Origin of the sequence: Thermobifida fusca NBRC 14071 = JCM 3263 (genome assembly GCF_001592045.1) — a bacterium.
Taxonomy (GTDB): domain Bacteria; phylum Actinomycetota; class Actinomycetes; order Streptosporangiales; family Streptosporangiaceae; genus Thermobifida; species Thermobifida fusca.
Genome location: NZ_BCWB01000046.1, coordinates 55,064 through 68,095, shown reverse-complemented (window position 1 = coordinate 68,095; position 13,032 = coordinate 55,064). Strand labels below are relative to the sequence as shown.

Annotated in this window: 12 protein-coding genes; 8 read left to right on the top strand and 4 right to left on the bottom strand. The window is 68.7% G+C overall.

Annotation, left to right across the window (positions count from 1 at the left end):
* A partial coding sequence (locus tag TF1_RS16290) for a cell division protein PerM (RefSeq protein ID WP_255266182.1) occupies positions 1-404 on the top strand: 404 nt, incomplete at its 5' end.
* Here the strand turns inward: TF1_RS16290 and TF1_RS12435 are convergent.
* Positions 401-829: a hypothetical protein gene (locus tag TF1_RS12435; protein WP_011292997.1), complete on the bottom strand. Its 429-nt coding sequence runs from the start codon at positions 827-829 to the stop codon at positions 401-403. The two genes, TF1_RS16290 and TF1_RS12435, sit on opposite strands and share 4 nt — an antisense overlap.
* Before the next feature lie 275 nt (positions 830-1,104).
* On the opposite strand from TF1_RS12435, the gene purN reads away from it, so the two are divergent.
* From purN to TF1_RS12420, 3 genes are read left to right on the top strand one after another with little or no spacing between them, the layout of a single operon-like run.
* The gene (gene purN, locus TF1_RS12430) at positions 1,105-1,737 is read left to right on the top strand and encodes a phosphoribosylglycinamide formyltransferase (protein WP_081430453.1); all 633 of its coding nucleotides are present in this window, start codon (positions 1,105-1,107) and stop codon (positions 1,735-1,737) included.
* Entirely contained in the window at positions 1,734-3,302 is a 1,569-nt protein-coding gene (gene purH, locus TF1_RS12425) for a bifunctional phosphoribosylaminoimidazolecarboxamide formyltransferase/IMP cyclohydrolase (RefSeq protein WP_011292995.1), read from the top strand. The genes purN and purH overlap by 4 nt, the downstream gene beginning before the upstream one ends.
* A gap of 58 nt (positions 3,303-3,360) precedes the next feature.
* The gene (locus TF1_RS12420) at positions 3,361-4,212 is read left to right on the top strand and encodes a bifunctional methylenetetrahydrofolate dehydrogenase/methenyltetrahydrofolate cyclohydrolase (RefSeq protein ID WP_011292994.1); all 852 of its coding nucleotides are present in this window, start codon (positions 3,361-3,363) and stop codon (positions 4,210-4,212) included.
* 47 nt (positions 4,213-4,259) lie between these two features.
* On the opposite strand, the gene TF1_RS12415 is transcribed toward TF1_RS12420, so the two are convergent.
* Positions 4,260-4,865, bottom strand: coding sequence for an FHA domain-containing protein (locus TF1_RS12415; protein WP_016189212.1), 606 nt, complete (start codon positions 4,863-4,865; stop codon positions 4,260-4,262).
* Positions 4,866-5,384: 519 nt separating this feature from the next.
* Between TF1_RS12415 and TF1_RS12410 the strand changes: the two genes are divergently transcribed.
* On the top strand, positions 5,385-5,714 hold the full coding sequence (locus TF1_RS12410) for a DUF3017 domain-containing protein (protein WP_049755069.1): 330 nt from the start codon (positions 5,385-5,387) through the stop codon (positions 5,712-5,714).
* A 219-nt stretch (positions 5,715-5,933) separates the two neighbouring features.
* Positions 5,934-7,154, top strand: coding sequence for an NADP-dependent isocitrate dehydrogenase (locus tag TF1_RS12405; RefSeq protein WP_011292991.1), 1,221 nt, complete (start codon positions 5,934-5,936; stop codon positions 7,152-7,154).
* 301 nt (positions 7,155-7,455) lie between these two features.
* Here TF1_RS12405 and TF1_RS12400 read toward each other — a convergent pair whose 3' ends face one another.
* Together TF1_RS12400 and TF1_RS12395 are read right to left on the bottom strand one after the other, a co-directional pair.
* Positions 7,456-8,670 carry an LCP family protein gene (locus TF1_RS12400; protein WP_011292990.1) on the bottom strand — a complete coding sequence of 405 codons (1,215 nt, stop codon included), beginning with the start codon at positions 8,668-8,670 and terminating at the stop codon, positions 7,456-7,458.
* A 108-nt stretch (positions 8,671-8,778) separates the two neighbouring features.
* Positions 8,779-9,930: a galactokinase gene (locus TF1_RS12395; RefSeq protein WP_016189208.1), complete on the bottom strand. Its 1,152-nt coding sequence runs from the start codon at positions 9,928-9,930 to the stop codon at positions 8,779-8,781.
* 643 nt (positions 9,931-10,573) lie between these two features.
* Between TF1_RS12395 and TF1_RS12390 the strand changes: the two genes are divergently transcribed.
* Together TF1_RS12390 and TF1_RS12385 are read left to right on the top strand one after the other, a co-directional pair.
* Positions 10,574-11,773, top strand: a complete 1,200-nt coding sequence (locus TF1_RS12390; RefSeq protein ID WP_011292988.1) for a glutamate--cysteine ligase — start codon at positions 10,574-10,576, stop codon at positions 11,771-11,773.
* Positions 11,760-12,992, top strand: coding sequence for a M20 family metallopeptidase (locus tag TF1_RS12385; RefSeq protein WP_011292987.1), 1,233 nt, complete (start codon positions 11,760-11,762; stop codon positions 12,990-12,992). Before TF1_RS12390 ends, TF1_RS12385 begins: the two co-directional genes overlap by 14 nt.
* Positions 12,993-13,032: the final 40 nt, after the last annotated feature.

The following is a 13,032-nucleotide window of genomic DNA, read 5'->3' as shown; positions in this document are numbered from 1 at the left end:
CGTTGTGGGGATTCATCTGCGGGATCGGCACCGGAGTGGTGTGGGGCGGGCTGAGCGCACTGGCCCGCGGCCCCTTGGGAGCGGACCGGTTGGCGGAGATCGGCTCCTCCCCCTGGCAGGTGGGGGTGGTTGTCGCATTGGAAGTCGGGGTGAGCGCAGCGATCGCCGCGTGGGTGGTCAACTGGCGGCAGCTCCGAGACACGTTCGACGGAGTCGAGACTGCCCGGCCGGCCAGCACCCCGGCAAGGAAGGGCGAGGAGGACCGGGAAGCCGCGTCTCGCACGCTGCGGCTGCCCCGCCCGCAGTGGCGCAGCCTACGGCGGCGGTTCCGGGACGACGACGCAGACGAGCTGTACGGCATCACCTACGAGGCCGACACCGGCTTCGACCGGGAAACGGATTAAGGCTGGGCCCGGCCGCTCTCCAAGAGCTCCCGCACCCACGGCTGGTCGGGGAAGCGCTCACTGATCGCTTCGAAGTAGGCGTCGTCGCACTTCTCCTGGGCGCTGACCGTGTGCGCGCGGGCAGTGCATTCGCTGTACGCCCGGAGTTCGTCGGAGAACACCGCCAGAGCTGCGGAGATCACGAGCGCCCAGAGGATTCCGACGATGCCGACGATGATGCTGGCCAGCGAACCCGGTGCCTGCGTGCCGCGGCTTTTCGCCTTCTTGCGGGCCCGGGCCCCTTGGACGATGCCGAGCACGGAGAGCACTGCGCTGTAGGGGAGCAGGAGGAGGCCGGCGAACGAGAACATGAGCCCCCACAGGCCACCGCGTTCCACGGTGATCTCGGGTCTTCCAGGCTGCGGCGTCGACGGCTCACTGTTCACTAGGTCTCCTCACCGGTGGGGGCATGTGTGGACTAGCGTCTCCTTAGACGCTACCGGGTCGGCCGGACCGGAATGATCCGCTCCGCGGCTCCTGCCAGGACCCGGCGTCGCAAGCGGTACCGGGCGGCGGGATAGGCTGGCTTCTGCACGAGTTGCTCACTCTGCGCTGCCTTGTCGGCCACAGGGCAGCGGTATACCCCCGGACAGCGTGTGGTCGTGCCGTGCCCGGGGCCGGGCAGAAGTCCTCGAACCGTCCACCCAGGGGAGGAAGCACACTGTCGGCGCGAGTAGTCGTTCTCATCTCGGGCACGGGAAGCAACATGGCGGCCTTACTCGAGGCGGCTGCCGATCCGGACTACGGTGCGACGATCGTTGCGGTCGGATCTGATCGTGAGGCTGCCGGTTTAGTCCGCGCTCAAGAAGCGGGCGTGCCCACTTTCATAGTTCCTTTTTCCGAGTATTCGGATCGGAGCGAATGGAATCGCGTGCTTGCCGCACGTCTTGCGGAGTTCTCACCGGACCTGGTCGTCTCCGCCGGATTCATGCGCATTCTTGGCCGTGAGGTTCTCCAGGAGAACACGGTCATCAACACCCATCCGGCGCTGCTCCCCGCGTTCCCGGGAGCGCACGCGGTACGCGACGCGCTGGACTACGGGGTCAAAGTCACCGGAGCGACCGTGCACTTTGTGGACGAAGGCGTGGATACCGGTCCGGTGATCGAACAAGCCGTGGTGCGGGTGGAGGAAGGCGATGACGTCGCCACGCTGCACGAGCGGATCAAAACGGTTGAGCGCCGCATGCTCGTGGACGTCGTCGGCCGGCTCGCCCGCCACGGATGGACCCTCAACGATCGACAGGTGAAGCTGGGCGGTGCGCCCAGCCGGGACGTGACAGAGGAGAACCGGTGACACAGCAGGCCATTCGGCGTGCGTTGATCAGCGTGTACGACAAGACCGGGGTCGAGGAGCTAGGACGCGGCCTCGCTGAAGCAGGGGTGGAGATCGTCTCCACCGGTTCCACTGCTGCCCGGCTGACCGCAGCCGGGGTCGCAGTCACCCCGGTGGAATCCGTCACCGGTTTTCCCGAGTGTTTCGAAGGCCGGGTGAAGACCCTGCACCCGAAGGTGCACGCGGGACTGCTCGCTGACCGGACCAAGGCCGAGCACCGGGCGCAGCTCGCCGAACTCGACATCGCGCCGTTCGACCTGGTCGTGGTCAACCTCTACCCTTTCGCGGACACGGTTGCGTCCGGCGCTTCCCCTGAGGAGTGCATCGAGAAGATCGACATCGGCGGTCCGGCGATGGTGCGGGCCGCGGCAAAGAACCACGCGAGTGTCGCGGTGGTCGTGGACCCGGCCCGCTACGGCGACGTCCTGAAAGCGGTGCGCAGCGGCGGGTTCACCCTGGAGGAGCGCAAGCGGTTGGCGGCGGCGGCTTTCGCGCACACGGCGAGCTACGACGCTGCCGTAGCGGCATGGTTCGCCGAGGCCTACGCCCCCGACGAGGTGGCGAAGGACTCGGGGTGGCCCGAGTTCACGGCTGTCACCTACCAGCGGCAGACGACGCTGCGCTACGGCGAGAACCCCCACCAGAGCGCAGCACTGTACCGGCCGGCGAGCGCCAGCGGCGAGGGCCTGGCCGGGGCGCGGCAGTTGCACGGCAAGGAGATGTCGTACAACAACTACGTGGACAGCGACGCTGCCCTGCGCGCCGCCTACGACTTCACTGAGCCGTGCGTGGCGATTATCAAACATGCCAACCCGTGCGGGATCGCTGTAGGAGAAAATATCGCCGAAGCACATCGCAAGGCGCACGCCTGCGATCCGGTGTCGGCGTTTGGTGGGGTGATCGCCGCTAACCGCGTTGTTGACGAGGCCATGGCCGCGCAGGTCGCCGAGGTGTTCACCGAGGTTGTCGTGGCGCCCGGGTTCAGCCCTGAGGCCGTGGAGATCCTCACGCGCAAGAAGAACATCCGCCTGCTGGAGGTGGCGGAGCCGGACCGCGGGGCCCGGCGGGAGATGCGGCAGATCAGCGGCGGGCTGCTGATGCAGGACGCCGACCTGGTCGACGCGCCCGGGGATGATCCTGCGCAGTGGCAGTTGCGGGCCGGACCAGCCGCGGATGAGGCGACCCTGGCCGATCTGGCCTTCGCGTGGCGTGCGGTGCGGGCCGTGAAATCCAACGCGATCCTGCTGGCTGCCGACCGGGCCACGGTGGGCGTGGGCATGGGCCAGGTGAACCGGGTGGACTCGGCTCGCCTCGCGGTGACACGCGCCGGGGAGCGGGTGAAGGGCTCCGTAGCCGCGAGTGACGCGTTCTTCCCCTTCCCTGACGGACTGGAAGTGCTGGCCGAGGCAGGCGTGCGGGCGATCGTGCAGCCGGGAGGTTCGGTGCGGGACGACGAAGTCATCGCCGCTGCCGAGCGTGCCGGGGTGACCTTGTACTTCACCGGAACCCGGCACTTCTTCCACTGATCCGGCACAGCGTTGGTCGCGAGGCTTGCGCGGTCTCGCCGAGTAGAGAGGCATGACGGTGACAGCACAGGTACTGGATGGGAAGGCGACCGCTGCGGCGATCCGGGAGGAACTGAAGGAGCGGGTGGCCGCGCTGCGCGCCCGCGGGGTGGTGCCGGGCCTCGGCACGATCCTGGTGGGCGACGATCCGGGAAGCCACGCCTATGTGCGGGGGAAGCACCGCGACTGCGCTGAGGTCGGTATCGCCAGCATCCGCAAGGACTTGCCGGCGGATGCGACGCAGGCCGATGTGGAAGCCGCGGTGGCGGAGCTCAACGCTGACCCGGCGTGCACCGGTTTCATCGTGCAGCTTCCGCTCCCTCGCGGGCTGGACGAGAACCGGGTGCTGGAGAAGATCGACCCGGCCAAGGACGCGGACGGGCTCCACCCTTCCAACCTGGGCAAGCTGGTGCTCATGGAGGAGGCTCCGCTGCCGTGTACGCCGCGCGGCATCGTGGAGCTGCTGAACCGCTACGGGGTGTCGCTCCGGGGCGCCGAAGTGGTCGTGGTCGGCCGCGGGGTGACGGTGGGCCGTCCCCTGGGGCTGCTGCTCACCCGCCGCTCAGAGAACGCGACGGTGACGCTGTGCCACACCGGGACCCGTGACCTGGCGGCGCACACGCGCCGCGCCGACATCGTGGTGGCCGCGGCCGGGGTGCCGGGGCTGATCACCAAGGACATGGTGAGCCCGGGGGCCGTCGTGCTGGACGTGGGGGTCACCCGCACGGAGAAGGGCCTGGTCGGTGACGTGGCTCCGGACGTGGCCGAGGTCGCCGGGTACCTGTCCCCCAACCCGGGCGGGGTGGGGCCGATGACCCGCGCCATGCTGTTGACGAACGTGGTGGAAGCTGCGGAGCGGTCGCTGTCCTGAACCGGTCGGTGGGAGGCCCGACGTGGGTCGGACCTCCCACCGGACGGTCAGCTTGCCTGACGCTGCCGTTCGGAGGGCGGTGTGGGGCGGATCAGTCCCAACGCCACCACCTCGTTGGCCAGCCGGGTGCGGCGGTTGACCCCCTCCGCGATGCGGAACTTCTGGTAGAGGCGGAGCAGGTGCTGTTTGACCGCCGCTTCGGTGACCACGAGGTCCTCCGCGATCTGCCGGGCGGTCGCGGGGGCAACGAAGGCGTCGTCGGACAGGGCGGGGCGGCACAGTGAGGTCAGGACGTCGATCTCGCGGCGGGTGAGTTCGGGGGTGCCGCCCCGGCGCAGTTCCACCTCGGGGCGGAGGTCTTCTTCCGGCAGTCCGCCGACTCTGCACCGAGCAGCGCCGAAGCTGATGACGTCGCCTTCACGGAGAACCCGCTGGGCGATGGGGCGGCCGTTGACACGGGTACCGTTGCGGGACAGACCCATGTCGACGACGTACACGTACGGGCCGCGGCGGACGATCTCCGCGTGCAGTTGCGAGACACTCGGGTCGGAGAGGATGATGTCGACACCCCTGCCGCGTCCGACTGTCGTCACTTCCGCGGTGAGGGGGTGGATCTCGCCGGTCTCCTCGACCCGTATGTGGGGGCCGTCCACGGCTGTTCCTCCTGTTGTGGAGCGCGACCGGTGTGGATGGTTGCGACGGGGGGTAGCGGGGGCTGCCGTGCCGACCGCGGCACGGCGGGATGCCGTCGATTGAGTGGGATTCATAGGGGTTTTTGTCCTCGCTCGCCCGTGGCACTCATCTCCTGTCTGGTTACCCGCGAGGTAGGATTTCTATGCCCTTACCCGCCAGTAAGGCGGTGAGGTGGGGTGTCTCCAGCGTTTTTCTGGTAATCAGGTCACGATTCCCCAGTTTTCGACGAGCCCGATTCTCCACCCGGCCGTGACCGTGGCGGTCAATAGAATTGGGGCCACGTGTGGCCGACAGCAGCATGGGCTGTCGGCAGGCGGCGTAGGGCGCTCCCACAGAGTGCGTCAGCTCGGGCGTGTGCGAACCCGTTGCGCCGCGGCGGGCCCTGTCGCCTCGGCCGGTCCCCGGGGCAGGTATGCGCGAGCGTGAGGTGTGCGGTGAGCCAGGAAACGGTGGAGGCGGCGACAGCGGAGCGGTCGGACATGCCACAGCCCACAGGGGAGAATGAGCCGGTTGACCCGGAGGGGCCAGGGACGGCCGCGGATAGCGGGCCAGGCTGGTTGAACCAGGTGCCCTATCTGCTGGTTCTCGCCACGATGAGCGCGGGCATCGTCGTGGTCGCTGCAGCCCACTTCAAACGGGGGCCCGCGATTATCGCCGGTTCTCTGCTGCTGGGTGCGGTGCTGCGGGCTGTCCTGCCTACTGAACGGGTGGGCATGCTGGCGGTGCGCAGCCGCTGGGTGGACGTGGTCACGTTCGTCACCTTGGCGGTGCTTCTCATTGTTTTGGCCTGGGTAGCCCCGCAGCTATGACATATGTCCGCGACTAATAAGCTTGATATCGAGATACCGCACAGCGTCGTGTATGACTGATCGGAGCGTCCCCGGGGAGGAGCAGCCTTCCGGGCGGGCCTGGAAGCGCGCTGACCGGGACGTTCTTGCGGCGATCCATGAGCCGCGGACCAGGAAACCTCAGACGGTGCCGCGTTCGCGGTCCGGCCACACGCCATACGAAAGGGACAGCCACGAGCCATGGCCAAGATCAAGGTTGAGAACCCCGTAGTAGAGCTCGACGGCGACGAGATGACCCGGATCATCTGGTCCTTCATCAAGGAGCGGCTGATCCTGCCGTATCTCGACATCGACCTCAAGTACTACGACCTGGGTATTGAGGAGCGCGACCGCACCGAGGACCAGGTGACGATCGACGCGGCCCACGCCATCAAGAAGTACGGTGTCGGCGTCAAGTGCGCGACCATCACCCCGGACGAGGCTCGGGTTGAAGAGTTCGGGCTGAAAAAGATGTGGCGGTCGCCCAACGGCACGATCCGGAACATTCTCGGCGGTGTGGTCTTCCGCGAGCCGATCATCTGCTCTAACGTGCCTCGCCTGGTCCCGGGCTGGACCAAGCCGATCATCATCGGCCGGCACGCCCACGGCGACCAGTACAAGGCCAGCGACTTCAAGGTGCCCGGTCCTGGTACCGTGACCATCACCTACACCCCGGAGAACGGCGGCGAGCCCATCGAGATGGAGGTCGCCAAGTTCCCCGAGGGCGGCGGTGTTGCGCTCGGCATGTACAACTTCCGCAAGTCCATCGAGGACTTCGCGCGGGCCTGCTTCAATTACGGTCTCGACCGCAACTACCCGGTCTACCTGTCCACCAAGAACACGATCCTCAAGGCCTACGACGGCATGTTCAAGGACGTGTTCGCGGAGATCTACGAGAACGAGTTCAAGGAGAAGTTCGAGAAGGCCGGGCTGACCTACGAGCACCGGCTGATCGACGACATGGTGGCCGCCGCGCTCAAGTGGGAGGGCGGCTACGTGTGGGCCTGCAAGAACTACGACGGTGACGTGCAGTCGGACACGGTCGCGCAGGGCTTCGGTTCGCTGGGTCTGATGACTTCGGTGCTGCGCACCTCCGACGGCCGGGTCGTGGAGGCCGAGGCCGCGCACGGTACGGTCACCCGCCACTACCGGCAGCACCAGCAGGGCAAGCCCACCTCCACCAACCCGATCGCGTCGATCTTCGCGTGGACGCGGGGCCTGGAGCACCGGGGCAAGCTCGACAACACCCCCGCGGTCATCGAGTTCGCCCGCACCCTGGAGGACGTGGTCATCAAGACCGTGGAGAGCGGCCAGATGACCAAGGACCTGGCGATCCTGATCGGCCCCGACCAGGAGTGGCTGACCACCGAGCAGTTCCTCGCCGTGCTCGACGAGAACCTGCAGAAGCGCCTGGCGGCCTGATCTGTGTGGCGCGTGGCACCGGGGCTCGCCTGTTCGGCGGCCCGGTGCCACGGCGCGACGCCCGGAGCGGCCGCGCAGTGGTTTGCGCACTCTTGGTGAGAACCCCCCAGCGCGTTTTACCTGGCCGCCCCTAGGGTGGAAGACACGAGCACCACAGAATACGGACTTTCTTTCCGAAAGCGACGTGGCCCGTCGCGTTGCCGCTGGGGGGTAGGCACGCGACGAGGAGCGTCACCAGGGAGGCCCCGCAGCGAGCACGCGCGGGGCCTCTCTACTGGTCACGTCCACTGCGGACCGGGGGTCAGTCCTGCATCGCCGACTCGGGGATCGGCCGGCCTTCCCGCATGGCAGCGAACATCTCTTCGGCGCGGGCCTCGTCCCACAGCACTACCGAGCCGACGTCCAGTGTCGGGGTGGAGCCGACCGGGACCGCCGTAGTCGCGGGAGAGTCGCGCATGGCCAGCGCCAGCCACGCCAAGTCCATCAGGCTGTCGCCTTCGTCCACGCTGAACGTCGACGTGCCGCTGAGGACCAGCGGAATCGACCGGAACGGGTTGAACAGGGTGCTGGGGGCGGTGGCTTGTTGGATGAGGGCACTGAAGAACTCGCGCTGGCGTTGGATGCGGTCCAAGTCGGCGCGGGGGGTTGCCCGGGTCCGCACATAGCCCAGGGCGGTGGGGCCGTCCATCACCTGGCAGCCCGCTTCGATGTCCAAGCCGGCCTTGGGGTCTTCCATCGCTTCTTCCGGGCACAACTCTACCCCGCCCACGGCGTCGACGATGTCGACGAAACCCGCGAATCCGATCTCCACGTAGTGGTCGATCCGCACCCCGCTGGCCTGTTCGAAGGTGCGCACCAGGGTGGCGGGGCCGCCGCCGAGCGCCTCCGCGTAGGCGGCGTTGATCTTGTTGGCTCCGATGCCGGGGATCTCCACGTAAGAGTCGCGGGGCACGCTGATGATGGCGGGCCGGCCTTCGGTGGGCACGTAGAGCACCATGATCGTGTCGGTGCGCTTCCCCTCGGCTTTGCCGGTCCGCAACGCCTCCATGTCCTCGTCGCTGAGGCCTTCTCGGCTGTCGGATCCGACGATGAGGTAGGTGGTGCCCGGCTGGTCGTCGGGGCGGCCCTCGTAGGGGACCAGGGCTGCCACGCGGTTCAGGCGGGAGTTCGCCCACAGGTAGCCGACTGTGGGAAGCAGGAGGAGCAGCACCAGGACGAGCACCGCCGCTTTCTTGCGGCGCCGGGCCCGGCGTTCGCGCTCTCGGCGTTCCCATCCGCCGCTGTCCCGGCCCCGGCTGCGGGGGGTGGGGCGGCGGGGCGGGGTGCCGCTGGTCCGGGAGAGCCGTCGGGTCGCGGCAGCGTCCGATGCGGAGCGCGCCGCGGGTTCCGGCCGGTAGAGGCTGTCGATCCGGTCGGGGAGGCCACCGTCGGGGTTGCGTCGGAACACGCCGGTCCGGTCGTGGCTTCCCGACGATCCGCCGGGGGCGCGGTCGTAGGGGTGGGGTCTGTCAGCCATCGTGTCGCTCGCCTTTTCGTTGACGGCGGTTCGCCTGGTCGTTGTCCTTTTGGACGTGCCACATGCTATGTGGGTTCAATGCGGCGGCGTGCGGGTTGATGTCCGGATTCAGCGCAGCCGGTGCGCGCCGGGGGCGGGGTCGGCGACCCCCAGCAGCGGCGCAGACCAGCGGCGCGCGGTGAAAGCGGCGTGGATGCCCGCACGCACCGCGTCGACCCGTTCGGCGGGGACGAGAGCGGCCGCGCGGTGGCCAGAACCGGCCATGCGGGCGCCCCGTGCACCTTTGCGGACGGCGGTGTCCGCCGCAGTGTCCAGCCTGGGGCAGACCGTGGCGAAGGCGTCCCGCAGCGACAGGTGCCCCGCGTTGAGCGCGGGACCGATCTCCGCGGCGGAGCCTGCGCGCAGCAGGCCCACGACCGCGTTGACCCGGTGGGTTTCCGCGACCGCGTGCCTGATGCGGTGCCGCAGCGCCGCGTCGTCGATGCGGGCCAGGGCAGCGGCGAGGTCGGAGACTTCGCGCAGCGAGGACACGCCGAGGGCTCGGGCGGCCCGCGCGCATTCCTCCCGCCGCTGGGCGAGGGTCCGTTTCGGTAGCGGTCCGGTCCCGGCGTCCACGACGAGGAGCCGCAGTCCCGCTTGGGCAAGGGGCAGCGGTAGCAGGCGGCCGCGGCCCGTCCAGAAGTCGGCAAGGAACGCGTGGTCGGCGGTGGCGCGCAGCGCGGTGTCGGGGATGGCCTCGGCGGCATCCGGGACGAGGTGGTCGGCGAGGAGCTCCCGCGCGGTGCGGGCTAGCGCGGACCTATCTGCTGCGGCGTCCGCCCCCTGGTGGAGTTCGGTGGCGGCGAGCAGCACCGCGTAGGCGGCGGTGAGAGCCGGGGCAGCGTCGAACGGGCCGAGGTCGAGCATGATCTGCAGCCCGCGTCCCTGGTGCGCTGCTGCGGTGAGGACCGCGGGCAGTGCTGCCGCCCAGTCGGGGAGCCGGCGGGGGAGGCGCGGGGCGGTGAAGCGCACGGCACGGTTGGGGGACCGGGTAGTGCGGATGTCCACGGCGGGCGCTGGGGCGGGGGCGAGCGCGGCCGCGACTCCCCACGGGAGGGCGACTGACAGCACTCGTGCGTCGTGGCCGCCCGCATAGTCGCCGAGGAGGGGGAGTGTGGCGGGGGACCACCACACGCCGGCCGGGGCGCGGCCGTAGGCGGCGCGGAACGCGGTTTCCGCCCGGTCTGCGGCCCGGGATGCCGCGACCGTGGAAGCATCCACCGGAATTGGTTTTCGGTCGGACCTCAACAGCTTCACAGTGTCGTCCTCCCCGGTGACTCGGTGCGGCGCAGACCACAGACCCGCAGCTCATCGCGGGGCTGTGGGCGGGGGCGTCGTTGTTCACTGTAGGAGCGGGAAGAGAGCGCCCGGTCTACGCGGGGGAGGGCCGTGCCGCCTGGGTAGGGACAGAAGCGGCGTGTGTGGTGGAACACGCTGCTGGAGTGTGACGGAGGCATTACGTGTTGGTCACTTCCGAGCGGTTTCCGGGTTCTTTCGGTAGCGTGGTGGGAGGCGACGCGTTGCAGTGTTCGGCAGCGACCGGCTGCACCCGAGTGCCGTCACCGCGGACTGAGTCCCGACCGGAGCGGCCCGGCGACGGCAACCCAAACGGAACGGGGCGGCACGGCCTTAGAGCACGCTCCGCCGCTTTTCCGCGAGCCCGGTGCGATTCCCGCGTTTTCTCGCCGTCGAGGAGGAAACGGCGTTTCGCTGACCCCGCGATCCGGTCCCTCGCGGTCCGCCACACGCGTCGGCGAGCAACAGGGAGCGAAACGGCTATGCGCTGCGCACAGGGCATCGACCCCGATGTCCGATGCGCCGTGCACCCGGAGCGGTTTCCTGCCGAACAGCGCGGAGGGCGGACATGACCATTGAATTCAACCCCTCGAAGCGGGCCACCCTCGGAGTGGAGTGGGAACTGCAACTGGTGGACCGCGACAGCGGCCACCTGCGCCAGGACGCCCAGAAACTCCTGGAAGAACTCCCGGAGCTCAGTGGCGCCGAAAGCAACCCCCCGCTGCGCCATGAGCTGATGCAGAGCACGATCGAGGTGGTGACCGGCATCTGCGAGACCGTGGACGAAGTCAAGGAAGACCTCTCAGCCACGGTCGCACGGCTCACGCAGGCCGCGGACGGCCGCGGAATCGAACTGGCGTGCGCCGGCACCCACCCGATCGACGACTGGCGGGACCAAGAGTTCGCCCCGAGTCAGCGCTACAGCGAACTGATCGAACAGATGCAGTGGCTGGCCCGGCGCATCCTCACCTTCGGGGTCCATGTCCACGTGGGGGTGACCGACCGCGACAAGGTCATCCCCATCGTCAATGCGCTCTCCCGCTACCTGCCGCATTTTCTCGCGTTGACCGCGTCCAGCCCGTTCTGGAGCGGGCACGACACCGGACTGGCTTCCAGCCGTTCCATCGTCTTCGGTGCGCTGCCTACGGCGGGGCCGCCGCCGCGGCTCGCGCACTGGGGGGCGTTCGAGGAGTACATGGACACGCTGCTGCGGGCAGGCACCATCACCAGCATCAAAGAAGTGTGGTGGGACATCCGGCCGCATCCGGAGTTCGGCACGGTCGAGATCCGGATGTTCGACGGAATCCCCACGGTGCGCGAGGTGGGCATGGCCGCCGCGCTGTCGCAGAGCCTGGTGCAGTTGTTCGAGCAGCAGCTCGATCGGGGATACCGGCTGCCCAGTCCGTCGAGTTGGGTAGTCACCGACAACAAGTGGCGAGCCACCCGGTACGGGTTGGACGCCCGGATCATCATCGATGAGCGCGGGAGCACCGTCCCCCTGCGCGACGACCTGTACGAACTGCTCCATGAACTACGGCCGATCGCTGAGCGCCTGGGGTGTGCCGAAGACCTCGACGTGGTCGCGGAGATTCTCCACTACGGCGCATCCTACGAACGCCAGCGGGCCATTATCCGGCAGGGAGGCGTCCTCAAGGACGTAGTCGACGCGCTGGTCAAAGAGTTCCGGGCTGGGGCACCCGCGGTCGGGTCGAGCCATGGTCGAACAGATCCATCGAGAAATGGGGGTCCCTCGCATGCAGGGGCGTGACCTGCGCGAACAGTTGGCCGTGTTCCTGGCGCACCGGGAACGGGAGTTTGTCGAGTTCCGCCGCGACCTTCACCGGCATCCCGAGCTCGCTTTTGCGGAGCACCGCACGACGCAGCGGATCGAGGAGCGGCTCATCGACGCCGGGCTCAAACCGTTGCGTCTCCCCCAGGGCACTGGGTTGATCTGCGATATCGGTACCGGTGAGGGTCCGACGGTGGCACTGCGTGCCGACATTGACGCGCTGCCCCTCAACGACGAGAAGGACGTTCCCTACCGGTCTACTGTCCCGGGCGTGGCACACGCCTGCGGACACGACGTGCACACCACGATCGTGCTGGCCGCCGGCCTGTTCCTCGCCCAGCAGGAGCGGGCCGGTGCGCTGCCCGGCCGGGTCCGGCTGCTTTTCCAGCCGGCCGAGGAACTGCCGGGAGGGGCCCGCGAAGTGATCAACGCGGGCGGTTTGGAAGGGGTCGACCGGATTTTCGCGCTCCACTGCGACCCGCGGCTTCCCGTGGGGCAGGTGGGGCTCCGGTCGGGGCCGATTACCGCGGCCTGCGACCAGGTGCTGGTGCGGCTGTCCGGGCCTGGCGGGCACACCGCCCGGCCTCATTTGACCGCAGACCTGGTCTACGCCCTCAGCAAGATCGTCACTGAGCTGCCCGCCGCCCTGTCGCGGCGGGTGGACCCCCGAGCCGGGCTCAGCCTGGTATGGGGGCGGATCAGCGCCGGCTCCGCGCCCAACGCTATCCCCGACGACGGGGTGGTGGAGGGGACGCTGCGCTGCCTGGACGACGAGGCCTGGCATGCCGCCCCCGATGTGGTGAAGGAACTGCTGGACTCGGTGGTCGCCGCCTACGGTGTGCAGGCCGAACTGGACTACCGCAGAGGCGTGCCGCCCACCATCAATGAGCCGAACAGCGTGGAGATCTTCCGCGCTGCCTGCGTGCAGGTGCTGGGCGAGCAGGCGGTGGCAGCCACTCCGCAGAGCCTGGGCGGCGAGGACTTCGCCTGGTATTTGGAGACCACGCCGGGCGCGTATGCGCGGCTCGGCACCCACTGGGGGAATTCCGACCGTCCCATGCTCGACTTGCATCGCGGCACGTTCGACGTGGACGAGACCGCGATCGGGGTGGGGACACGGTTCATGGTCGCCACCGCGTTGGCCGCGCTCCGCGCCGAGCAGCGCGGCGGCCTGGACGACACCGCTGAAGCGGACTGACCAGGGAGGACGCGCGCCGCAGTATGCCAGGGTGCGGCGC

Excerpts from the sequence above, each read along its gene's own strand:
- TF1_RS12405 (WP_011292991.1), top strand. The coding sequence starts at position 5,934 with ATGGCCAAGATCAAGGTTGAGAACCCCGTAGTAGAGCTCGACGGCGAC.
- TF1_RS12390 (WP_011292988.1), top strand. The coding sequence starts at position 10,574 with ATGACCATTGAATTCAACCCCTCGAAGCGGGCCACCCTCGGAGTGGAG.
- TF1_RS12385 (WP_011292987.1), top strand. The coding sequence starts at position 11,760 with ATGCAGGGGCGTGACCTGCGCGAACAGTTGGCCGTGTTCCTGGCGCAC.
- TF1_RS12410 (WP_049755069.1), top strand. The coding sequence starts at position 5,385 with ATGCCACAGCCCACAGGGGAGAATGAGCCGGTTGACCCGGAGGGGCCA.
- TF1_RS12400 (WP_011292990.1), bottom strand. The coding sequence starts at position 8,670 with ATGGCTGACAGACCCCACCCCTACGACCGCGCCCCCGGCGGATCGTCG.